We start from the raw sequence: 22,155 nt of genomic DNA, 5'->3' as shown, positions 1-22,155 counted from the left end.
TGAAGAAACGTGCGCGACAGGGTAGCACATCTTGTCGCGCATCGACGTTATCAGATCAGGCTCTCAGAGGAGGGGATCAGCTTAGGGTTAAGGCAATTTTCGTAATACTGCTGGATGTCGGCAAGCCTGGTACGAGAGCGCTGATAGCGACGCAGCGCCATAAAACCGTTCCAGCAAATGCATACCAGCATCGCAATCATCAGCAGCGAGGTGCCGATGTAGCGCCACAGGCCTGCGCTGTCCGGCATACGGTGCAGGCCGATGTGGCGCGTGCCGTTGGCATCGGTAAAGATACTCGTCACAATCCCTTCTGCGCTAAACGGCGTCTGCATCAGCATCTGCGCCAGGCGCTGGAACTGGCCCCACTGTTCCTGAGCCGGGTAGTCATAAAGTGCGACCTGCGGGTATGGCTGATCGACCAGGTCGCTCCCTTCATCACTGACGATCACAAAGCCGCCCGGTGCCGGGCTGTTCAACGCCTGCGCCGCTCGGGTGGTTTCGCGCATCACGAACGGTGCGGTTGACGTGGCGACCAGATTATCCAGCGACTCGGCGCTGACCGGACGCAGCAGCACGTTAACGCCATCCAGCCGTCCCGCTTCCGCGCGTTTCACCAGCGAATCCCAGTCTTTACTGTTACCCAGGTTCACAAGGGCGTTTTTGAGACGTACGCATTCGTCCTGAGCGGAACACAAATCCTGCGTTTTCAAAACGATGTCACCAAAGTCGTCCAGAAGCACCATCCCCGATTTCTGAATGGCCGAGCGCAGGGCAGGGCTCACGCGTGAGTCGTCATCGGGTTTCGGGTGCAGCTGGCGGTTGACCGTCTGGGTAAGCGACGTGGCTTTATTGACAACCTCAGATTCAGGCAGCGGCAGCGGCGGCGCATCATTCCAGATAATTTGTGAGCAATCGAACGGCATGAACGGCGAGCTCTGACGCGTATTCCATGCGCCAGGCGTATGAATGTTACACATGCCGGTGCCCTTCAGGCGCAGCGTATCACCGACCCGCACGCCAGCCTCGTCCAGTTGGTTGACGCTGGTTGCCTCAATGGTTTGCGCCCCTTTTATCCATGACAGGGTAAATTTAATGGGCATATCCAGCGGGACAAACAGCAGAAGCATGATAAAGACCAGCGCTGCCCCCCCGGCAATGACCGCACTGCGTAACCAGTGCTGAAGCGGGAAGTTTTTTACTTCATCATGCAGGGATAAAAAGCGCCCCTGGCGCACCACATGGCGGTCAAGGTAGATATCGATATCGGTTTTCTGCCCTAAATCCTGGGCAATCCACGGCTGCCAGTGGCGCGGGTAGATAAGATCGATAATACCAAGCGAGATATTATTGAGGTGCTCCTGGTCACTCTCACCGAACAGACCCCAGCGCTTAGGAGTACCGCGCAGGCAGTGGATCTCACGTAGCGAGGTTTTTGCCGGCGGGGCAAAGAGCCCCCACAGCCCGGCTGCCAGCAACAGCACCGCACCGCCAGCCAGCCAGGGGACAAACACATCCGGCGTCAGCAGGCAGATGAAAAAGAGCAGGAACGCGGCCACGATCAGAATCGCTTCGCGAATCCCGTCAGGGCGGCTCAGGGCGTACTCTTCATGCGTCTCCTGGCGAATGTTCAGCAGCTCGATCTGCTCTGTCTCTTCGCCACGAATGGAGGCCTGCGTTGAGCTTGCGCGTTCCAGCGCAAAACGCGGGGCTTCCTGAAGATATTCATTCAACGTATGGCCGTTGAGCGAGATAACCAGCGGCAACGAATCGGTATGGATCAGCTCTACGCTGTTTTCGTCATTAATGTACTGCTCCCAGGACGGGGGCAGATGCACTTCAACCGAATCCAGGTAATAGCGCCATTTATTGGGATCGTCTGTGGTGATGCCATAGCGGGTGATCGAGCGCGTCACACAGAGCACTGTGTCACTTTGCGCATTTAACTTGAGCGTCACCGGCGCAGCAGTTGCCCCCGTCGGCCCAGGTGTTAACTGAGAACGGTTCAGTGTTTCGAGATAGTTTTCTACTGCATCGCGCTCTTCTTGCGTCAGTTTACGCGTCGTCGCACCGGCAAAGGCGTTTAAAAAGGGCAGCCGGTAACGACGCCTTACGCGACGCCTGTATACCCACCCTGCAACCAATGCGCCGGCCAGCATAGCAGCGAGAACAATCAAAATGGTGCTCATGCTTTCCCCATCTTACTTATCTTCTTACAGGTGTAGTCAGTAGCACCTTTAACATTGAATGAGAGTCTGTGGTTGGCTATCGGCAAGTATGGAGTCGAACTTGAGCATTCTGAAGCGCATCCCAGTGACCGATGATGATAGCAAAGCCTGTTATGGCGCGATATCAGCAAATTCCTGGAAACATTTCAACCTCTTGACATTTGTTTTGAATTGAGGATTGATTCCTGTTACGTTGCATAAATGTAAATACAGAACAATTGACATTGCCGAAACCGTGCGGCGTATCGCACAATAAAGCCAGTTCCCACTGCTAAGACCCCATCACGATGAGCAAACCACTACAAAAACCCACCATTCTGAATGTTGAAACAGTCGCAAAATCGCGCCTGTTTAATGTCGAAAGTGTGGATCTGGAGTTCAGCAACGGTGTGCGTCGCGTTTACGAACGTATGCGCCCTTCTTCGCGCGAAGCGGTGATGATTGTTCCTGTCGTCGACGACCATCTGATCTTAATCCGCGAGTATGCCGTGGGAACCGAATCTTACGAACTTGGGTTCTCAAAAGGGCTCATCGATCCGGGTGAAACGGTCTTTGAGGCGGCCAATCGCGAGCTGAAAGAAGAGGTCGGTTTTGGCGCGAACGAACTGACGTTCCTGAAAAAACTGAGCATGGCACCCTCCTATTTTTCCAGCAAAATGAACATTGTGGTTGCTGAGGATCTCTATCCAGAATCGCTGGAAGGGGACGAGCCGGAGCCACTGCCACAGGTTCGCTGGCCGCTGGCCCATATGATGGACCTGCTTGAAGACCCTGACTTTAACGAGGCCCGCAACGTGAGCGCGCTGTTCCTGGTACGCGAATGGCTGAAGGGGCAGGGGCGGTTATAACAGCCTGATGTCCACAACGTGTGAGAGAACAAAAAAAACGGCAACCTGAGGTTGCCGTTTTTACGTTGCCCGTTAGAACAACTCGTGCGTTTCGCCGTTATCAATGATTTCTGTACCCACCTCATGCACCGCCTGTGTGGTCGGCTGCGTGCCCTCGATGAAATACTCTGCACGGCTATTGCCGCCATTGGCGAGCTGCCCGGTGCTGCGGTCGATATTGACGGTAACCACGCCCGGTGGTGGCGTCAGCGGTTGCTCCGGAACGCCTTCCAGCACGGATTTCATATAGGCATCCCAGGCCGGTTGCGCACTCTTCGCGCCGCCTTCGTAGCCAGAAATCTGATCTTTAATCGCGCCTGAAGCCGTGGTGCGGCCTAAATCACGGCGATGATCGTCAAAACCGATCCAGACTGACGTCACCACGCCCGGGCCGTAACCGGAAAACCACGCATCTTTCGAGCTGTTTGTTGTTCCCGTTTTACCGCCGATATCATGGCGCTGTAAATCACGTCCTGCCCGCCAGCCGGTCCCTTGCCAGCCAGGTTCGCCGAAGATGTTGGTGTTCAGTGCGCTCTTTATCAGGAACGACAGCGGCGTGTTGATGACATGCGGTGCATACTCCTGCGCCCCGCTCTGCGCTACCAGCGACTGGTTAGCCTGTTCCAGCTGCGGCTGCGGCAACACAGGGTTCGTCTGCTCCTGAGACACGGCAACGTCTTCCATGTCCTTGTTTTCAATCACTTCAGATTTTGGCGTATTGCCGTAAATGACCGGAATATCGCAGTCAGGGCAGGCAATTTTCGGCTTCGCTTCAAACAGCACGCCACCCTGGTCGTTCTCGATTTTACTGATGAAGTACGGGTCAATCAGGAAGCCGCCGTTAGCCATCACCGAGTACCCCCGCGCCACCTGAAGCGGCGTAAAGGATGCAGAGCCTAACGCCAGCGATTCGGTGCGCACGATGTTCTGAGCCGGGAAACCGAAGCGTTGCAGATATTCCGCGGCATAGTCGACACCCATCGCACGCATTGCGCGCACCATCACCACGTTTTTCGACTGCCCAAGACCCTGACGAAGACGAATAGGGCCTGAATATTCCGCCGGTGAGTTCTTCGGCTGCCAGTCAGAACCGGCACCGGCATCCCAGCGGGAGATAGGCACGTCGTTCAGGATACTGGCGAGAGTCAGTCCCTTATCCATGGCTGCGGTGTAGAGGAACGGCTTGATGTTAGAGCCAACCTGACGTAACGCCTGGGTGGCGCGGTTAAATTTGCTCTGGTTGAAATCGAACCCACCGACCAGGGCCAGCACGGCACCGTTCTGCGGATTGATGGACACCAGGGCCGAGTTAACGTCTGGCACCTGCGCCAGCCACCAGCTGTCGCCCACCTTGCGTACCCAGATTTGCTGTCCGGTCTGGACGACATCCGTCACTTTACGCGGCGTCGGGCCTTGCAGGGTGTCTGAGCGGTACGGGCGAGCCCAACGGATCCCGTCCATACGCAGGGAGACAGACGTTCCATCCGCCAGCGTTGCCACTGCTTCCTGTGGATCGGCCTGAGTCACCACGGCAGGAAGGAGCGGGCCATAGGTGGGCAGCGCTTTCAGCGTACTGGTGATTTTTTTGCTGTCCCAGGCGCTTTCGCCGACTTTCCACAGCACATTCGACGGGCCGCGATAACCGTGGCGCATGTCGTAATCCATCACGTTGTTACGCACCGCTTCCTGAGCCGCCTGCTGAACGTTGCGGGTCACGGTGGTGTAAACGCGGTAGCCATCTTCGTAGGCTTTATCGCCGTAGCGGCTCACCATCTCCTGACGCACCATTTCGGTGAGATAAGGGGCAGAGAAGGCAATCTCCGGCGCATGGTAGTTGGCATCGATGACATCGTTGCGCGCCTGTTCGTACTCGCTCTGGCTGATATAGCCTTCGCTCAGCATACGTGACAGGACGACGTTACGACGCGCCGTAGCGCGTTCAAGCGAGTAGAGCGGGTTGAAGGTCGATGGCGCTTTAGGCAGACCGGCAATGGTCGCCATTTCGCTTAACGTCAGCTGCTCGACAGGTTTACCAAAGTACACCTGCGCGGCCGCACCAACACCGTAGGCGCGGTAGCCGAGGTAGATTTTATTGAGGTACAGCTCAAGGATCTCGTCTTTGCTCAACAACTGCTCAATACGGATCGCAAGGAACACCTCTTTGATCTTACGGGTCAGGGTCTTTTCTGGGCTAAGGAAGAAGTTACGCGCCAGCTGCTGTGTAATGGTACTTGCCCCCTGAGAGGCATGACCGGAGAACAGCGCAATACTTGCAGCACGGAAAATCCCCACCGGATCGACACCGTGGTGCTCGTAAAAACGGCTGTCCTCGGTAGCGATAAAGGCTTTGACCATCACGGGCGGAATTTGATTTAAGGTCAGCGGGATACGACGCTTTTCGCCGTACTGCGCCATTAACTCGCCATCGGCGCTGTAGACCTGCATCGGGATCTGGAGTCGCACATCGCGAAGCGTAGCGACATCAGGCAGCTGTGGCTCAATATATTTGTACAAACCATAAATCGAGCCTGCTCCCAGCAGAATGCAACAGACTGCAAGGATTAATAAATACTTTACGAACTTCACCGGAGATTTCCCATTTGGTTTCACTTGGGCAGTTTCTAAACAATCGCGCGGTAGTATAAAGGCAAGCCTGATTCATTGATATAGCCGTCACCTGACGGGCGATAAGGAGATCGTGAAGCATGGCTTTCAAAACATGGCAAACAGGCGTTCATATTCAACAGGATAGGGTGCAGATAGTGGCGCTGGCCCGGGAGCGGTCGGGCTGGCGTTTGTGCAGCTGGTGGGCTATCACTCTGGCCGACGGGATTATCCGGGATGGCAAAATTTGCCAGCCTGAACAACTGGTTGACGCCCTGCGCGACTGGCGGAAAACGTTGCCACACTCCCATCGGGTGTTTCTCTCATTTCCGGCGGCCCGCACGTTGCAACGATCGCTTCCCCGTCCGGGCGTGGCGTTGCGCGACAGCGAACAGCTCTCCTGGCTGGGGGCGACGCTCGCGCGTGAACTGGAGATGGCTGCTGACACGCTCTGTTTTGATTATGCGCAGGATACGTTCAGCAATACATTCCATGTCACCGCTGCACAAAACAACGAGATTCACCCCCTGCTGACGCTGGCAAAGATGTTGCGTTTACGGCTCGTGACGATCACCCCGGATGCCAGTGCGCTGGCGAATCTTCTCCCTGCGGTAGCGCCAGCGCAGTGTGTCGCCTGGCGGGATGGGCATCAGTGGCTTTGGGCGATGCGCCATCAGTGGGGACGGCGTTTTACCACGGAAGCGGAAAACGTGGCCGATCTCGCGGCACTGCTGGCCCTCACGCCGCAGGACATTGCCCTCTTTGATAGCCAGCGAGACCCCTGGGACGCCCTGGTTCGTTGCCATGCCCCTCTGCCGGCATGCGGCGCTGATTATACCGTCGCGCTGGCGCTGGCCATGAGTGAGGTACCGGAATGAGCATGACGAACTTTCTGCCGTGGCGGCGGCAGCGACGCGTGCGCTGCCTGCGATTCTGGGGCGTACTGTTTGTCGCTACGTGGCTGCTGATACTGATGGGGGTTTTCAGCCTGCGGATGAATCCTCTCGTGATGACGCGTGCGCTGCATATTCAACTGGCGGGCATGCAGTCCGTGCAGCAGGCGCTGGTGTCTCGTACAAGGTCAGGCACGGAGACGCCAATGCCCGCGCCAGCGCCTCAACGACGCGCCTGGCAGCCGGTGCTGGAGTCCTTTGCCGGGATGATGCCATCCCAGGTCTGGCTGACCGAACTGCGCTATCAGCCCCCTTCACTGATGTTAACCGGATATGCCGCAACACTCCCCGCGCTCTCTGCTCTGCGGGATGGGCTCGGAAAGATGGCGGGGTTTACCCCCGGGCCGACGGGGGAATTACAGCAGGATGACCTGGGGCGCTGGATGTTCACCTTTCATCTGCGAAGCGAGGGCTAACGCGTGGAAACCTTGTTCGAACGCTGGTGCGAAAGCAGCCCCCGATGGCGGGTGCTGTGCTGGTGTCTGAGCGTTCTCTTTCTGGGGAGTACGACATGGGGCATGGTGCTTCGACCGGTTGCAAAGCAGGTGGCTGAACTTCAGCGGCAGGTCAGCGAGGCCGCACAGGCTAATGTCTCGCTATGGCCCGCCGCCAGTCATGTGCCGCGGCGTCACGCCCCCCGTGAAGCCACGGTAATGACGCCTTTTTCGCCACTCGAGTTTCAGGGGGCGGGCACAAGACTGGTTCACTGGAAGCCGTTGCAAAACGGAGGGGAACTGACGCTGGATGCTGAATGGCAGGCCATCCCGACTGTTTTCAGCCGGCTGGCGCAGCGGGATGTTCAGGTTGCCGCCTTTGCTCTCTCTGCACAGGGTTCGGCATTACGCCTGCGGGTGGAGCTGGAGGAGCAGCATGCGAAATAGCGCGCGTTGCCTGCTGGTGTGTTGCGCCCTGTTAGTGACCGGGATGCGGGATCCTTTTCGCCCGCCGGATGACCCTTGTGCGGTAGGGCAACTGGCGCAGTGGCATTACCACGGGATGGTGGGCGGCACTCAGGACACTGGCATTTTACAGGACGGGCAAAAGCGCTGGCATCGCCTGACACCGCAACAACATCTCCCGGTGGGCTGGCGGGTAACGGCCCTCAATGAAAGGGAACTGGTCGTCGATGTGGGGGATGCATGTGAACCCAGACAATGGACGTGGCAACGAGAAGGAACGAAAAGGAATGAACATAAGGATAACGCTGTGGCTGCTGGCGTTCAGTCATCCGCTGTGGGCCGCCGCGCCAAAGCCGGTCACGCTGGTGGTGGATGAGGTACCGGTGGTGCAGGTGCTACAGGCGCTGGTCGCACAGGAGAACCGTAATCTGGTGGTGTCGCCAGATGTCAGCGGCACGCTGTCGCTCAATCTGACACGCGTCCCCTGGCGACAGGCGCTACAGACGGTCGTCACCAGCGCCGGGCTTGTTCTGCATGAAGAAGGGGGCATTTTTTATGTTCACACCGCAGCCTGGCAGCGTGAACAGCTGGAACGCAAAGAGCAGGAGCGGACACGCCGACAGCTTGATGCGCCGCTGGTCTCGCACAGCATACCTTTTTCTTACGCTGACGCCGGGGAACTGCAAAAAGCGGCGGAAAAACTACTCAGTCCAAAAGGGAGTTTGTCTGTCGACAAGCGCACGAACCGTCTGCTGATACGGGATAACCAGGCGGTGCTTGATACGCTGCAGCACTGGGCGACGCAGATGGATATCCCTGTCGAGCAGGTGGAACTGGCGGCGCATATCGTGACCATCAATGAAAAAAGCCTGCGTGAGCTGGGGGTGAAGTGGAATCTCGCCGACGCAACGGAGGCGGGCAAGGTCGGGCAACTCACAACGCTTGGCAGCGATCTGTCCGTGGCAAACGCCACCACCCATGTGGGTTTTAACATTGGGCGGATTAACGGCAGGCTGCTGGATTTGGAATTGTCGGCGCTGGAGCAAAAGCAGCAGGTCGATATCATCGCCAGCCCACGACTGCTGGCCTCGCATATGCAACCGGCCAGTATTAAGCAGGGCAGTGAGATCCCATATCAGGTCTCCAGCGGTGACAGCGGGGCGACCTCCGTAGAATTCAAAGAGGCGGTGTTAGGCATGGAGGTGACGCCGGTGGTGCTGCCCGGCGGTCGCGTACGCCTGAAGCTGCACATCAGTGAAAATATGCCGGGACAGGTGCTACAGCAGGCCGATGGTGAAACGCTCGCCATCGATAAACAAGAAATTGAAACCCAGGTGGAAGTAAAAAGTGGAGAAACGCTGGCGCTGGGCGGAATTTTTTCGCAAAAGAATAAAACCGGAAGCGATCGCGTACCCGGGCTGGGCAATATCCCGTGGCTTGGACAGCTTTTTCGCCATGACGGAAAGGACAATGAACGACGGGAGTTAGTGGTATTTATTACACCACGACTGGTCGGTATTCGCTGAAGAGTCACGATCCTCCCAATGATTTTGCATTCAGATTGTTGCAGATGTTTGACGTGGGGCATGAATTAGCATACAAGGAGTACCGATTTGAGTTGGACTTACGTCTTATTGCCTTATGCGTCTGGTGCGGTGATTTAATCAGTTGCCAAACAAGCCGGAGTATTGAGATAATTTTTAGTCTGACTCTCGCTCTATTGCATATGAGGTTTCAGTTCATGTCCTGCTACGCCGGGTGTCTGCGAAGCGGGGATTACCATTAACGAATAGTCTTAGTAGTACCGATAAAATGGCAGAGAAACGCAATATCTTTCTGGTTGGGCCTATGGGTGCCGGCAAAAGCACTATTGGGCGTCAGTTAGCTCAACAACTCAATATGGAATTTTACGATTCTGATCAAGAGATTGAGAAACGAACCGGAGCTGATGTGGGCTGGGTTTTCGACGTAGAAGGCGAAGAAGGTTTCCGTGACCGAGAAGAAAAAGTGATCAACGAACTCACGGAAAAGCAGGGCATTGTTCTGGCAACAGGCGGTGGCTCTGTCAAATCTCGCGAAACCCGCAACCGTCTCTCCGCCCGTGGCGTAGTGGTCTATCTCGAGACGACCATCGAAAAACAGCTGGCACGTACGCAGCGCGATAAAAAGCGCCCGTTGCTGCAGGTTGAAACGCCACCACGCGAAGTTCTGGAAGCGTTGGCCGATGAACGCAATCCGCTGTACGAAGAGATTGCTGATGTGACCATTCGTACTGACGATCAGAGCGCTAAAGTGGTTGCAAACCAGATTATTCATATGCTGGAAAGCAACTGATTCTGGCTTTATATACAATCGCCTGCGGGTAAAAGCATTAAAGGTGGATGTCGCGTCATGGAGAGGATTACAGTTACTCTCGGGGAACGTAGTTACCCAATCACCATCGCGGCTGGTTTGTTTAACGACCCAGCTTCCTTTTTACCACTGAAAGCGGGTGATCAGGCGATGCTGGTCACCAATGAGACGCTGGCTCCGCTTTATCTCGACCGCGTTCGCCACCTGCTTGAACAGGCGGGCGTCAAAGTCGACAGTGTGATTCTGCCCGATGGCGAGCAGTATAAAAGCCTGGCGGTACTGGATACCGTCTTTACCGCATTGCTGCAAAAACCGCATGGTCGCGATACAACACTGCTTGCCCTGGGCGGCGGTGTTGTGGGCGATCTGACGGGCTTTGCGGCTGCAAGTTATCAACGTGGTGTGCGTTTTATTCAAATCCCTACCACGTTACTGTCTCAGGTCGACTCTTCTGTCGGCGGCAAAACGGCCGTTAACCATCCGCTCGGTAAAAATATGATTGGCGCGTTCTACCAGCCGGCATCGGTGGTGGTGGATCTCGACTGTCTGAAAACCCTACCGAAACGCGAGCTGGCTTCCGGTCTGGCTGAAGTGATCAAATACGGCATCATTCTGGATGGCGAGTTCTTTGACTGGCTGGAAGAGAATATGGATGCGTTGCTGCGCCTGGATGAGGCGACACTGGCTTACTGCATTCGTCGTTGTTGTGAGCTGAAAGCGGAAGTTGTCGCTGCAGACGAGCGTGAAACGGGCTTACGTGCTTTACTGAATCTTGGGCATACGTTTGGTCACGCGATTGAAGCCGAAATGGGTTACGGTAACTGGCTTCACGGTGAAGCAGTCGCTGCCGGAATGGTAATGGCTGCCCGCACTTCTGAACGTCTGGGGCAGTTTAAACCGGAAGAGACGGCACGTATCATCATGCTGCTTGAGCGTGCGGGCTTGCCGGTAACCGGGCCGAAAGAGATGTCGGCACAAGCGTATTTACCCCACATGATGCGCGATAAAAAAGTATTGGCAGGTGAGATGCGTCTTGTACTCCCGCTTGCAATAGGGAAGAGTGAAGTACGCGGCGGAGTGCCGCATGATGTGGTTCTTGGCGCTATTGCTGACTGTCAGCAGGCGTAACAACTAGAAAGGTCAGGCCACTGTTACAGGTGGTCGTTTAGCTTCAGGCGAAATGCAAAGTCGTTGGCATAAGCCTTTGAGTGGGGTGTTAAATGGATGAATTCAAACCAGAAGACGAGCTGAAACCCGATCCCAGCGATCGTCGTACTGGTCGTTCTCGTCAATCTTCAGAACGTGATAACGAGCCGCAGATCAACTTTGACGATGTTGATCTGGATGCAGACGATCGTCGCCCTTCGCGTAGCCGCAACGCGCGTGATGAGCGAGAAGAAGAGGGTTATGAGTCCGAAGAAGATTCAATGGACGAAGAGCCTGTAGAGCGTCGCCCACGTAAACGTAAAAAAGCCGCTGCGCAGAAACCCGCCTCCCGCCAGTACATCATGATGGGACTCGGCGTTCTGGTGCTCGTGCTGCTGATTGTCGGTATTGGTTCTGCGCTAAAAGCGCCTTCGACCCCTTCCGGTGAGCAAGCAGCATCCACTGAGAAGAGCATCAGCCTCTCTGGTAACGATGCGACCGATCAGGCGAATGGTGCACAGCCAGCGCCGGGTACCACCTCCGCCGAGCAGACTGCCGGAAATACAACACAGCCGCAGGATGTTTCTCTGCCGCCAGTTTCTTCTACCCCCGCACAGGGTCAGGCACCTGCCACGCCTGAAGGCCAGCAGCGTGTAGAAGTTCAGGGCGACCTGAACAATGCCCTGACGCAGCCGCAAAATCAGGCGCAGGTGGACAATGCCGTGGTTAACTCTACGCTGCCAACTGAACCTGCGACCGTTGCACCGATCCGCGGTGGTAACGCTCAGCCGCAAACGGCTGCAACCGAAACCAAACCGCGCCAGACGCAACCTGCGACCCGTCCTGAACGTAAGCAGGCTGTGATTGAACCTAAGCGTGAAACCAAACCTCAGGCAGTCGTCAAAGCGCCTGAAGTGAAAGCGCCGGCTCAGACAAAACGTACTGAAACGGCCACGGTGAGCGAACCGGCAAAAGCACCGGTTACGCAGACTGCACCGAAAGCAACGGCGACCACCACGGCACCGGCTGCCACTTCGGCACCAGCTGCAACTGCACCTGCAGCGACGGCAACAACCAGCGCCGCAGCAGGCAAGACTGCAGGTAACGTCGGTTCGCTGAAGTCAGCCCCGTCCAGCAATTACACGCTGCAGCTGAGCAGTTCGTCTAACTATGACAACCTCAACGGTTGGGCGAAGAAAACAAATCTGAAAAACTATGTGGTTTATCAGACGACCCGTAATGGTCAGCCGTGGTACGTGCTGGTAAGTGGCGTTTATGCTTCAAAAGATGAAGCGAAACGTGCTGTCGCAACGTTGCCCGCCGACGTTCAGGCGAAAAACCCATGGGCTAAGCCAATTCATCAGGTTCAGGCTGATCTGAAGTAATGTTTAAAGCGCAGGATGCTGTCGGAGCTTTCTCCACAGCCGGAGAAGGTGTAATCAGTTAGTCAGCATGAAAAAAAATCGCGCTTTTCTGAAATGGGCAGGGGGGAAATACCCCCTGCTCGATGATATTAAAAAGCACCTGCCGAAAGGCGAGTGTCTTATCGAGCCCTTTGTGGGCGCTGGATCGGTATTCCTGAATACCGATTTTTCTCGTTATATCCTGGCGGATATCAACAGCGACCTCATCAGCCTCTACAACATCGTCAAGCTGCGGACCGACGAGTACGTGGAAGAGGCTCGGAGGCTGTTTACACCCGAGCACAATAATCCGGACGTTTACTACCAGTTCCGCACTGAGTTTAATCAAAGTCAGGATCCGTTCCGCCGGGCGCTGTTGTTCCTCTATCTCAATCGACACGGCTACAACGGCCTGTGCCGGTATAATCTTCGTGGTGAATTTAACGTGCCGTTTGGCCGTTATAAGCGTCCGTATTTCCCACAGGATGAGTTGTATCACTTTGCTAAAAAAGCGCAGAATGCCGAATTCCACTGCCTCTCCTATGAAGAGTGCATGGAGCTGGCAGGCGTAAACTCGGTGGTCTATTGCGACCCGCCTTACGCACCGCTGTCCGCGACGGCAAATTTCACCGCTTATCACACCAACAGCTTCAGTCCGGCCGAGCAGGCCCGTCTGGCGGAGATGGCGGAAAAGCTGGTCAGCAAAAGAATTCCGGTGTTAATTTCGAATCACGATACCCCTGATACGCGCGAATGGTACAAAGCCGCGAAGCATTTTCAGGTCAAAGTGCGGCGTAGCATAAGCAGCAACGGCGGCACACGTAAAAAGGTGGACGAACTCCTGGCTCTTTATCGCCCCTGAGCCGTTTTGCCCGCCGGTAAACACATTTCAAGGAGATGCGGATGAAACAGTTTTTGATTGCTCCCTCAATTCTGTCGGCCGATTTTGCCCGCCTGGGTGAAGACACTGCAAAAGCACTCGCGGCGGGCGCGGATGTCGTCCATTTCGACGTTATGGATAACCACTACGTTCCTAATCTGACCATTGGCCCGATGGTGCTTAAAGCGCTGCGTAATTACGGTATTACCGCGCCGATTGATGTCCATCTGATGGTGAAGCCTGTTGACCGTATCGTGCCTGATTTTGCCGCTGCGGGAGCCAGTATCATCACCTTCCACCCTGAAGCGTCTGAACATGTGGATCGCACGCTGCAGCTCATCAAAGAGAATGGCTGTAAAGCGGGTCTGGTTTTCAACCCGGCTACGCCGCTGAGCTATCTCGACCATGTGATGGATAAGCTGGATGTCATTTTGCTGATGTCCGTTAACCCGGGCTTTGGCGGTCAGTCGTTTATCCCTCATACGCTGGATAAACTGCGTGAAGTACGCCGTCGTATTGATGAGTCAGGTTACGACATTCGTCTGGAAGTCGACGGTGGCGTAAAAGTGAATAACATTGGTGAAATTGCGGCAGCGGGCGCGGATATGTTCGTTGCAGGTTCAGCGATTTTCGACCAACCGGATTACAAAAAAGTCATTGATGAAATGCGCCGTGAACTGGCGAAGGTAAGTCATGGATAAATTGCAGGCAACCCGGGGTATCGCATTTGACCTCGACGGCACGCTGGTCGACAGCGCGCCGGGCTTAACCAGCGCCGTAGACCAGGCGCTGTATGCTCTTGAACTGCCCGTTGCGGGCGAAGAGCGTGTCATCACGTGGATTGGCAATGGCGCCGATGTCCTGATGGAGCGCGCGTTGACATGGGCCCGCCAGGAGCGTGTGTCCCAGCGTTCCGCACAGGGTAAACCGAGCGTGGATCATGCGGATATCCCGCAGGAAGAACAGCTGCGTATCCTGCGTAAATTGTTCAATCGTTTCTATGAAGAGACGGTCGAAGAGGGCAGTTTCCTGTTCCCGGATGTCGCAGAAACGCTGAGTGCGCTTCATGCCAACGGCATTCCGCTGGGGCTGGTGACAAACAAACCGACACCTTTTGTCGCCCCTCTGCTGGAAGCGCTGGATATCGCGAAGTATTTTTCCGTCATTGTTGGCGGTGATGATGTGCAGAACAAAAAGCCGCATCCGGAACCGTTACTGCTGGTGGCAGGAAAATTATCCTTAACGCCCGCGGAGCTGCTCTTTGTCGGTGATTCCCGCAATGATATTCTGGCTGCCAGAGCGGCGGGTTGTCCTTCAGTGGGATTAACCTATGGCTACAACTACGGTGAGGCCATCACGCTGAGTGAGCCGGACGTCGTGTTCGACCACTTCAAAGATTTGTTGCCCGCACTCGGGCTTTCGCACAGTGATAATCAGGAATTGAATAATGACTAAGCCCATCGTTTTTAGTGGCGCACAGCCGTCAGGTGAATTGACCATTGGTAACTACATGGGTGCGTTACGTCAGTGGGTCAGCATGCAGGATGATTACCATTGCATTTACTGCATCGTGGATCTGCATGCTATCACTGCACGTCAGGATCCTGAGAAGCTGCGTAAAGCCACCCTGGACACCCTGGCGCTGTATCTGGCCTGCGGAATTGATCCTGAGAAGAGCACCATTTTCGTTCAGTCTCACGTTCCAGAGCATGCGCAGCTGGGCTGGGCGCTGAACTGCTACACCTACTTCGGCGAACTGAGCCGCATGACGCAGTTCAAGGATAAATCCGCGCGCTACTCAGAAAACATCAACGCCGGTCTGTTTGATTACCCGGTACTGATGGCAGCAGACATTCTGCTGTACCAGACCAACCAGGTGCCGGTTGGCGAAGATCAGAAACAGCATCTGGAACTGAGCCGCGATATCGCCCAGCGCTTTAACGCGCTGTACGGCGACGTGTTCAAAGTGCCTGAGCCGTTCATTCCGAAATCCGGCGCACGCGTGATGTCGCTGCTGGAGCCAACCAAGAAGATGTCCAAGTCTGACGATAACCGCAACAACGTTATCGGCCTGCTGGAAGACCCGAAATCGGTGGTTAAAAAGCTCAAGCGTGCGGTGACCGACTCGGATGAGCCACCTGTTGTGCGTTACGACGTGCAGAACAAAGCGGGCGTCTCCAACCTGCTGGATATCCTCTCCGGTGTGACGGGCCAGAGCATTCCTGAGCTGGAACAACACTTCGAAGGCAAGATGTATGGTCACCTGAAAGGGGAAGTGGCGGATGCCGTTTCCGGCATGCTGACCGAGCTGCAGGAGCGTTATCACCGCTACCGTAACGACGAAGCTTTCCTGCAGAAAGTGATGAAAGAGGGCGCGGAAAAAGCCAGTGCCCGCGCGTCTGAAACCCTTAAGGCGGTGTACCAGGCGATTGGGTTTGTGGGTAAACCGTAACCCTGTTTTGTCGGGTAAGCATGAGCGCTCCCCGACAAAAAACGCGCTGAGCCAGACAAAAAACCGGGACATTCCCGGTTTTTTTACGCCTGAAAAACGCTTACTGCTGTGCGGCCGGGCCGCAGCCACCGATGATCTTCGAAATGGAAATTGCCGGGTGCAGCAGGTAATCATAGCTGCAATTATTTTTGGTATTTTGAACGTGACCGGTGCAGGCGGTCAGAGTCGATAACATGCCTACCAGAACGGCGGCTTTTGCCAGTTTAAACATACGCATTCCTTGTCTGAAAAAAAACGAAAATTGGATCTAACGTGAGGGAATAAATGGAAAAATTCCATTTCGCGGGCGGTATGTTATCGGGAGCGGTAAGAGGGGAGTAGTCCGCATAAGGACTACTCCGGGAAGGGGGAATATGCGTTAGTGATTCGAGAACCAGTTCAGTTTATCGCGCAGTTCCACCACGCGTCCGACAATAATCAGCGCCGGGCTTTCAACCTGCTGTGCCAGCTCACCTAACTGCGTCAGGACGCCGTTCACCACGCGCTGCTTAATGGACGTGCCGTTTTCCACCAGCGCGACGGACATATCCTCTTCCATGCCGTGCTCAAGCAGTTTGGCCTGAATGGTCGCGGCCTGGTTTAACCCCATATAGAACACCAGCGTCTGTTTTTCGGCGGCCAGGTTATGCCAGTCCAGCTCACTGCCGGTTTTCAGGTGTCCCGTCACCAGGCGTACGCTCTGGGCATAGTCACGGTGGGTTAGCGGAATGCCCGAGTAAGCTGAGCAGCCGGAAGCTGCCGTGATGCCCGGCACCACGGAAAACGGAATGCCCGCGTTGCACAACGTTTCCAGCTCTTCACCGCCGCGACCAAAGATAAACGGATCGCCACCCTTGAGGCGCACCACGCGTTTTCCTTTTTGCGCTTCGCGCAGCAGGATCTGGTTAATCTCCTCCTGCGGTACACAGTGGTACCCGGCACGTTTACCGACAAATACGCGATCAGCATCGCGGCGGACCAGGTTCATTATCTCATCGGAGACCAGACGGTCATAAACCACAATATCCGCCTGCTGGATCTGCTGCAGCCCTTTCAGCGTCAGCAAACCGGCATCGCCCGGGCCGGCACCCACCAGCACCACTTCACCGCGATGATCCAGCGGCTCGCAGAGCAACTGCGCCGTCGTCTCTTCCACCGCTTTATGATCCTGATTCGCCAGCGACTGGGCCAGCCTGTCATTCACAAAGAATTTTTCCCAGAAGCGACGGCGTTCACCCACGGTCGCGAAGGTTTGCTTAACCCGTGAACGCAGCTGCCCGGCATAGTGGGCAATCTGGCCAAGATGCTGCGGCAGAATGGCTTCCAGTTTTTCCCGCAGCAGGCGGGCCAGAACGGGAGAGCGGCCGCCGGACGATACCGCAATCATCAGCGGCGAACGGTCAATGATCGACGGCATGATAAAGCTGGCTTCCTTCGGGGCATCCACCACGTTACAGAAGATGCGGCGCGCTTCACAGGCGTCGCTGACGTGCTGATTCACTTCATCGTCATCCGTGGCGGCTATGGTCAGCCAGCAGGTATCAAGCAGGGATTCATTAAACCCCCCCTGCACCAGCGTGAGCATCCCTTCTTTTTCCCAGGCCTCAAACTGCGGGGCGAAGGCCAGGGCGTTAACGGTGAGTCGGGCTCCTGCTTCTAACAGCAAGCGCGCTTTGCGTTCAGCCACATCGCCGCCGCCTACAAGCAGACAGTCGCGATGGCGTAATTGACAGAAAATCGGCAGGTGGTCCACGACATTACCTCACAGCATTCAAGGAGGGGGTAAGAAATTGAGGTCAGGATAACAGCAGGAATCGTACAGAACATACGGTTTTTCCTGCCGTTACCCATAAGGGGTCATAAGCTTTTCATATTGAAAAGGCGAGAGATTAGCCTTTCAGCTGCACCTTACCGTCCTTCACGCGGACATCGTAGGGCTTCACGGAATAATGCTCATCTTCCATGCAATACCCGTCGCGTAAACGAAAACGCTGTTTCTTCAACGGGCTGGCGACCCAGAGTTCACCCTGATGCTCTGCGATTAATCCCCGGGACAGGACGCTGGCCTCAAAGAACGGGTCGATATTGCTGATGGCAAAAACCTGTTCATCATGGCGAGGGCGAAATATTGCGACCTGCTCGTTACCCAGCAGGGCACAGACCCCGGTGGCAGGCAGAATGTCGTTAATGTTGCAGATGTTTACCCACTGGCTCATGCGTTTTCCTCCACCAGAGTCACCGGAATACGTTCATAAGGTGTCGCCGGACGATGCTGCTCGCGTTCTGCCACAACCTGCACATTCGGGTCGCGCTGGGTGCTGTTGATAAAGTGTCTGAAGCGAGTCTGCGCCGCCGGGGTGTTGACGGTTTCAGTCCACTCGCAGATCACCGCCTCGCGCAGGCGCGCCATTTCCGCTTCCAGATGGTCGTTCAGGCCCAGTTTGTCGTCAATGATGACCGATTTCAGGTACTCGATACCGCCTTCCAGGTTATCGAGCCAGGACGCGGTACGGGTCAGCTTATCGGCGGTACGGATGTAGAACATCATAAAGCGGTCGAGATACTGAATCAGCGTATCGCGGTCGAGGTCTGCAGCCAGCAGGTCTGCATGGCGTGGTTTCATGCCGCCGTTACCACAGACGTACAGGTTCCAGCCTTTCTCGGTGGCAATGATACCCACATCTTTACCCTGCGCTTCCGCACATTCGCGGGTACAGCCGGAGACGCCAAACTTCATTTTATGCGGTGTACGGATGCCTTTGTAGCGGTTCTCCAGCTCCACACCGAAGCCGACGCTGTCGCCTACGCCGTAGCGGCACCAGGTACTGCCCACACAGGTTTTTGCCATACGCAGCGCTTTCGCGTAGGCGTGGCCGGTTTCGAATCCCGCGTCAATCAGCTGACGCCAGATTTCAGGCAAGTCATCTTTTTGTGCACCAAACAGGCCGATACGCTGAGAGCCGGTGATTTTGGTATACAGGTTAAATTCGCGCGCGATACGGCCAACAGCCACCAGCCCTTCCGGGGTGATTTCGCCACCGGCGGAGCGTGGGATGACGGAGTAAGTCCCGTCTTTCTGAATGTTCGCCAGGAAGTTATCGTTGGTATCCTGCAGGGGCGTATGCTCTGGTTTGAGAACGTACTCGTTCCAGCAGGAGGCCAGCAGGGAACCCACGGTAGGTTTACACACTTCACAGCCATAGCCCTGGCCGTGTTTCGCCAGCAGTTCGTCGAAGGATTTGATGCCTTCCACGCGGATCAGGTGGTACAGCTCCTGGCGAGAGTAAGCGAAATGCTCGCACAGGTTATTGTTGACTTCGATACCCTGTTTCGCCAGTTCTGCGTTCAGAACCTGTGTGACCAGCGGGATACACCCACCGCAGCCGGTACCGGCTTTGGTTTCCGCCTTCAGGGCCGCGACGGTATGGCAGCCTTTATTGATGGCCGAAATCAGCATGCCTTTGGTCACATCGAAGCAGGAGCAAATCTGCGCGCTGTCGGGCAGTTTATCCACGCCAATGGACGGCTTACCGCTGGACGCATGCGCCGGAAGGATCAGCGCGTCCGGGTTTTCCGGCAGTTCGATGGCGTTCAATACCAGCTGAAGCAGGTTACCGTAGTCGCTGGTATCGCCCACCAGCACCGCGCCGAGCAGGGTTTTGTTGTCCTGACTGACGATAAGACGTTTGTACACCTCTTTGCTTTCATCGAGGTAAACATAGCTGCGTGCGCCCGGGGTGCGGCCATGCGCATCGCCAATACCGCCTACGTCTACGCCCAGCAGTTTCAGCTTGGCGCTCAGGTCAGCCCCTTCGAAGGCGTTCTGGTTGCCGAGAATATGGTCAACGGCAACCTGCGCCATTTTGTAGCCAGGCGCGACCAGACCGTACACGCGGTTGTTCCAGCTGGCGCATTCGCCGATGGCGTAGATATCCGGGTCGGAGGTCTGGCAGGTATCGTTAATCATGATCCCGCCGCGCTGAGCGACGGCCAGACCGCACTGGGTGGCCAGCTTGTCGCGTGGGCGAATACCGGTAGAGAAGACGATAAAGTCCACTTCCAGTTCGCTGCCATCGGCAAAGCGCATGGTTTTCCGCGCTTCGGTGCCTTCCTGCACAATCTCTTTGGTATTTTTGCTGGTGTGAACCTTCACGCCCATGCTTTCGATTTTACGGCGCAGCTGGTCACCACCCATGTGGTCAAGCTGCTCTGCCATCAGCATCGGGGCAAATTCGATGACGTGGGTTTCAACACCGAGGTTTTTCAGCGCACCGGCGGCTTCCAGACCCAGCAGCCCCCCCCGACCACGGCGCCACGTTTACTGCGGCGGGCACATGATTCGATCGCATTGAGATCTTCGATGGTACGATAAACGAAGCAATCCTGCGTTTCCGAGCCTTTGATCGGCGGGATCCACGGGTACGAGCCAGTCGCCATGATCAGCTTGTCGTAAAAAACCGTACGTCCGGCGCTGGAGTGGATCACTTTTTCCTGACGGTTGATGGTGATAGCGCGTTCGCCCACCAGCACTTTCACGCCATGCTTCTCGTAGAAACCATCGCGCACCAGAGAGAGCTCTTCAGCGGTATGATGGGAGAAGTAGGAAGACAAGTGCACACGGTCGTACGCCTTGCGGGGTTCTTCACAGAACACGGTAATATCGAACTGGTTAGCATCGGCTTTATCGAGAAGATCCTCAATAAAGCGGTGGCCGACCATGCCGTTACCGATAATAGCGAGTCTGACTTTGCTCATTTTTGCCTCGATTTCTTTTCTATTACTGCCTACCTTAACGATTCAGCAGGGGCACTTATTGATGCAAATCAAATACGCCTTCGCCTACTCCTTAGGTGGTATATGGCTGATTTGTCAGGATTTTTATAAGTTGTGGAAATCGCTGGCTTTTCGAGGTCGCCGATTTTATGTACAAATTAAGGGGCGCGTTGTCAAAATGCGTACTCCCAAATTTCAGCCGCGTTTTTCAGGGGAAAGGCATGTCTACAACACCGCTTGGGCTTATTCAGAATGTTCGCTTACCGGGTCGCGAAGGGCTGTGGCAAATCGCCATTGAGCAGGGCCGTTTTGGTGGCATAACGCCGATGGGCGATACCGAAGACGAAAACGTAAGGATCTTAAACGCGCGTGGCGGCCTTGCCATCCCCCCGTTTATTGAACCGCATATCCACCTTGATACCACCCAGACGGCAGGCGAGCCGAGCTGGAACCAGTCCGGTACGCTGTTCGAAGGCATTGAGCGCTGGGCGGAGCGTAAGGCACTGCTTAGCCATGAGGATGTAAAAGCGCGCGCCTGGAAGACGCTGAAAGGGCAAATTGCCAACGGTATTCAGTTTGTGCGCACCCACGTGGACGTCTCTGACCCGACGCTCACCGCCCTGAAGGCCATGCTGGAGGTGAAGCAGGAAGTTGCGCCGTGGATCACGCTGCAAATCGTGGCGTTCCCGCAGGAAGGCATCCTTTCTTACCCGGACGGCGCGGCGCTGCTTGAGGAGGCGTTGAAGCTGGGCGCCGATGTGGTCGGGGCAATCCCGCATTTTGAATTCACCCGCGAGTATGGCGTGCAATCGCTGCACATTGCCTTTGAACTGGCGAAGAAATATGACCGTCCGCTGGATATCCACTGCGATGAAATTGACGATGAGCAGTCCCGATTTCTGGAAACGGTGGCCACTCTGGCCTATGAGTCAGGGTTAGGCCCACGGGTCACGGCCAGCCATACCACGGCGATGCACTCCTATAACGGGGCATACACCTCGCGGCTTTTCCGCCTGCTGAAGCTGTCAGACATCAACTTTGTCGCCAATCCACTGGTGAATATCCATTTACAGGGACGCTTTGACGATTATCCCAAACGACGCGGGATTACCCGAGTGAAGGAGCTGCTGGAGGCGGGGATCAACGTCTGTTTCGGGCATGATGATGTCTTCGACCCGTGGTACCCGCTTGGCACCGGCAATATGCTGCAGGTACTGCATATGGGGCTGCATGTGTGTCAGATGATGGGGTATTCGCAAATCGACAACGGTTTGAACCTGATAACCCACAACAGCGCCCGAACCTTCGGCCTGACGGATTACGGTATCGAAACGGGAAATCTGGCTAACCTGATCGTGCTGCCTGCGGAGAGCGGGTTTGAAGCGGTGCGCTGCCAGGTGCCGGCGCGCTGGTCAATTCGGGAGGGGCGAGTGATTGCCACGACGCAGCTTGCGCAGACGTGGATCAAAATGGACGACGTTGCGGAAGAGCACATCTTCACGAAAAACAGCCCCTTCGCTGAGCGCAAAGGGGCGTAGGGGA

At 55.7% G+C, this 22,155-nt stretch carries 19 protein-coding genes and 1 pseudogene; 14 read left to right on the top strand and 6 right to left on the bottom strand.

Annotation, left to right across the window (positions count from 1 at the left end; translation table 11 throughout):
- Window positions 1–50: 50 nt before the first annotated feature.
- Window positions 51–2,186 (bottom strand): intracellular growth attenuator family protein, encoded by a 2,136-nt coding sequence (locus ACMGG3_RS16570; protein WP_014171957.1) that lies wholly within the window; start codon window positions 2,184–2,186, stop codon window positions 51–53.
- Window positions 2,187–2,512: 326 nt separating this feature from the next.
- On the opposite strand from ACMGG3_RS16570, the gene nudE reads away from it, so the two are divergent.
- The gene (nudE, locus tag ACMGG3_RS16565; RefSeq protein ID WP_014171956.1) at window positions 2,513–3,073 is read left to right on the top strand and encodes an ADP compounds hydrolase NudE; all 561 of its coding nucleotides are present in this window, start codon (window positions 2,513–2,515) and stop codon (window positions 3,071–3,073) included.
- Between the two features lie 72 nt (window positions 3,074–3,145).
- Here the strand turns inward: nudE and mrcA are convergent, their stop codons facing one another.
- A complete protein-coding gene (gene mrcA / locus ACMGG3_RS16560) occupies window positions 3,146–5,698 on the bottom strand; it encodes a peptidoglycan glycosyltransferase/peptidoglycan DD-transpeptidase MrcA (RefSeq protein ID WP_020884575.1) in 2,553 nt (850 codons plus the stop codon).
- A 119-nt stretch (window positions 5,699–5,817) separates the two neighbouring features.
- Between mrcA and ACMGG3_RS16555 the strand changes: the two genes are divergently transcribed.
- The 12 genes from ACMGG3_RS16555 to trpS all read left to right on the top strand — a co-directional run bounded on the left by ACMGG3_RS16555 (window position 5,818) and on the right by trpS (window position 15,801).
- On the top strand, window positions 5,818–6,594 hold the full coding sequence (locus ACMGG3_RS16555; protein ID WP_414149319.1) for a DNA utilization protein HofM: 777 nt from the start codon (window positions 5,818–5,820) through the stop codon (window positions 6,592–6,594).
- On the top strand, window positions 6,591–7,085 hold the full coding sequence (locus ACMGG3_RS16550) for a PilN domain-containing protein (protein WP_328704636.1): 495 nt from the start codon (window positions 6,591–6,593) through the stop codon (window positions 7,083–7,085). Before ACMGG3_RS16555 ends, ACMGG3_RS16550 begins: the two co-directional genes overlap by 4 nt.
- 3 nt (window positions 7,086–7,088) lie before the next feature.
- Window positions 7,089–7,550, top strand: a complete 462-nt coding sequence (locus tag ACMGG3_RS16545; protein ID WP_328704635.1) for a HofO — start codon at window positions 7,089–7,091, stop codon at window positions 7,548–7,550.
- Window positions 7,540–7,944 carry a HofP DNA utilization family protein gene (locus ACMGG3_RS16540; RefSeq protein WP_032670496.1) on the top strand — a complete coding sequence of 135 codons (405 nt, stop codon included), beginning with the start codon at window positions 7,540–7,542 and terminating at the stop codon, window positions 7,942–7,944. Before ACMGG3_RS16545 ends, ACMGG3_RS16540 begins: the two co-directional genes overlap by 11 nt.
- The gene (gene hofQ / locus ACMGG3_RS16535; RefSeq protein ID WP_032680150.1) at window positions 7,856–9,094 is read left to right on the top strand and encodes a DNA uptake porin HofQ; all 1,239 of its coding nucleotides are present in this window, start codon (window positions 7,856–7,858) and stop codon (window positions 9,092–9,094) included. Before ACMGG3_RS16540 ends, hofQ begins: the two co-directional genes overlap by 89 nt.
- 286 nt (window positions 9,095–9,380) lie before the next feature.
- Window positions 9,381–9,902, top strand: a complete 522-nt coding sequence (gene aroK, locus ACMGG3_RS16530) for a shikimate kinase AroK (protein WP_003861630.1) — start codon at window positions 9,381–9,383, stop codon at window positions 9,900–9,902.
- A 57-nt stretch (window positions 9,903–9,959) separates the two neighbouring features.
- The gene (aroB, locus tag ACMGG3_RS16525; RefSeq protein ID WP_047954766.1) at window positions 9,960–11,048 is read left to right on the top strand and encodes a 3-dehydroquinate synthase; all 1,089 of its coding nucleotides are present in this window, start codon (window positions 9,960–9,962) and stop codon (window positions 11,046–11,048) included.
- Between the two features lie 92 nt (window positions 11,049–11,140).
- The gene (gene damX / locus ACMGG3_RS16520) at window positions 11,141–12,451 is read left to right on the top strand and encodes a cell division protein DamX (RefSeq protein WP_044857738.1); all 1,311 of its coding nucleotides are present in this window, start codon (window positions 11,141–11,143) and stop codon (window positions 12,449–12,451) included.
- A 67-nt stretch (window positions 12,452–12,518) separates the two neighbouring features.
- Window positions 12,519–13,331, top strand: coding sequence for an adenine-specific DNA-methyltransferase (gene dam / locus ACMGG3_RS16515; RefSeq protein ID WP_414149318.1), 813 nt, complete (start codon window positions 12,519–12,521; stop codon window positions 13,329–13,331).
- Window positions 13,332–13,372: 41 nt separating this feature from the next.
- Window positions 13,373–14,050, top strand: a complete 678-nt coding sequence (gene rpe / locus ACMGG3_RS16510; RefSeq protein ID WP_014885523.1) for a ribulose-phosphate 3-epimerase — start codon at window positions 13,373–13,375, stop codon at window positions 14,048–14,050.
- Window positions 14,043–14,804, top strand: coding sequence for a phosphoglycolate phosphatase (gene gph / locus ACMGG3_RS16505; RefSeq protein WP_020884582.1), 762 nt, complete (start codon window positions 14,043–14,045; stop codon window positions 14,802–14,804). Before rpe ends, gph begins: the two co-directional genes overlap by 8 nt.
- Window positions 14,797–15,801, top strand: coding sequence for a tryptophan--tRNA ligase (gene trpS / locus ACMGG3_RS16500; protein WP_014171943.1), 1,005 nt, complete (start codon window positions 14,797–14,799; stop codon window positions 15,799–15,801). The genes gph and trpS overlap by 8 nt, the downstream gene beginning before the upstream one ends.
- Before the next feature lie 100 nt (window positions 15,802–15,901).
- Here trpS and ACMGG3_RS16495 read toward each other — a convergent pair whose 3' ends face one another.
- The 4 genes and pseudogenes from ACMGG3_RS16495 to nirB all read right to left on the bottom strand — a co-directional run bounded on the left by ACMGG3_RS16495 (window position 15,902) and on the right by nirB (window position 20,595).
- Entirely contained in the window at window positions 15,902–16,072 is a 171-nt protein-coding gene (locus ACMGG3_RS16495) for a YhfL family protein (protein WP_020884583.1), read from the bottom strand.
- Window positions 16,073–16,219: 147 nt separating this feature from the next.
- Complete coding sequence (cysG, locus tag ACMGG3_RS16490) at window positions 16,220–17,593, bottom strand: siroheme synthase CysG (RefSeq protein ID WP_414149317.1); 1,374 nt, start codon at window positions 17,591–17,593, stop codon at window positions 16,220–16,222.
- A 136-nt stretch (window positions 17,594–17,729) separates the two neighbouring features.
- The gene (nirD, locus tag ACMGG3_RS16485; protein WP_020884585.1) at window positions 17,730–18,056 is read right to left on the bottom strand and encodes a nitrite reductase small subunit NirD; all 327 of its coding nucleotides are present in this window, start codon (window positions 18,054–18,056) and stop codon (window positions 17,730–17,732) included.
- Window positions 18,053–20,595 (bottom strand): annotated as a pseudogene (gene nirB / locus ACMGG3_RS16480) (nitrite reductase large subunit NirB). Before nirB ends, nirD begins: the two are co-directional and overlap by 4 nt.
- A gap of 239 nt (window positions 20,596–20,834) precedes the next feature.
- On the opposite strand from nirB, the gene ACMGG3_RS16475 reads away from it, so the two are divergent.
- A complete protein-coding gene (locus ACMGG3_RS16475; protein WP_414149316.1) occupies window positions 20,835–22,151 on the top strand; it encodes a cytosine deaminase in 1,317 nt (438 codons plus the stop codon).
- Window positions 22,152–22,155 lie beyond the last annotated feature (4 nt).

The sequence above is a fragment of the Enterobacter sp. BNK-18 genome (assembly GCF_047456135.1).
GTDB classification, from domain to species: Bacteria; Pseudomonadota; Gammaproteobacteria; order Enterobacterales; family Enterobacteriaceae; genus Enterobacter; species Enterobacter ludwigii.
Note: the sequence above shows the minus strand (reverse complement) of the source record. Positions and strands in the feature narration are given on the sequence as shown.

Coding starts and splice junctions, on each gene's coding strand:
- ACMGG3_RS16570 (WP_014171957.1), bottom strand. CDS start 2,186: ATGAGCACCATTTTGATTGTTCTCGCTGCTATGCTGGCCGGCGCATTG.
- nudE (WP_014171956.1), top strand. CDS start 2,513: ATGAGCAAACCACTACAAAAACCCACCATTCTGAATGTTGAAACAGTC.
- ACMGG3_RS16555 (WP_414149319.1), top strand. CDS start 5,818: ATGGCTTTCAAAACATGGCAAACAGGCGTTCATATTCAACAGGATAGG.
- ACMGG3_RS16550 (WP_328704636.1), top strand. CDS start 6,591: ATGAGCATGACGAACTTTCTGCCGTGGCGGCGGCAGCGACGCGTGCGC.
- ACMGG3_RS16540 (WP_032670496.1), top strand. CDS start 7,540: ATGCGAAATAGCGCGCGTTGCCTGCTGGTGTGTTGCGCCCTGTTAGTG.
- hofQ (WP_032680150.1), top strand. CDS start 7,856: ATGAACATAAGGATAACGCTGTGGCTGCTGGCGTTCAGTCATCCGCTG.
- aroK (WP_003861630.1), top strand. CDS start 9,381: ATGGCAGAGAAACGCAATATCTTTCTGGTTGGGCCTATGGGTGCCGGC.
- aroB (WP_047954766.1), top strand. CDS start 9,960: ATGGAGAGGATTACAGTTACTCTCGGGGAACGTAGTTACCCAATCACC.
- damX (WP_044857738.1), top strand. CDS start 11,141: ATGGATGAATTCAAACCAGAAGACGAGCTGAAACCCGATCCCAGCGAT.
- dam (WP_414149318.1), top strand. CDS start 12,519: ATGAAAAAAAATCGCGCTTTTCTGAAATGGGCAGGGGGGAAATACCCC.
- rpe (WP_014885523.1), top strand. CDS start 13,373: ATGAAACAGTTTTTGATTGCTCCCTCAATTCTGTCGGCCGATTTTGCC.
- gph (WP_020884582.1), top strand. CDS start 14,043: ATGGATAAATTGCAGGCAACCCGGGGTATCGCATTTGACCTCGACGGC.
- trpS (WP_014171943.1), top strand. CDS start 14,797: ATGACTAAGCCCATCGTTTTTAGTGGCGCACAGCCGTCAGGTGAATTG.
- ACMGG3_RS16495 (WP_020884583.1), bottom strand. CDS start 16,072: ATGTTTAAACTGGCAAAAGCCGCCGTTCTGGTAGGCATGTTATCGACT.
- nirD (WP_020884585.1), bottom strand. CDS start 18,056: ATGAGCCAGTGGGTAAACATCTGCAACATTAACGACATTCTGCCTGCC.
- ACMGG3_RS16475 (WP_414149316.1), top strand. CDS start 20,835: ATGTCTACAACACCGCTTGGGCTTATTCAGAATGTTCGCTTACCGGGT.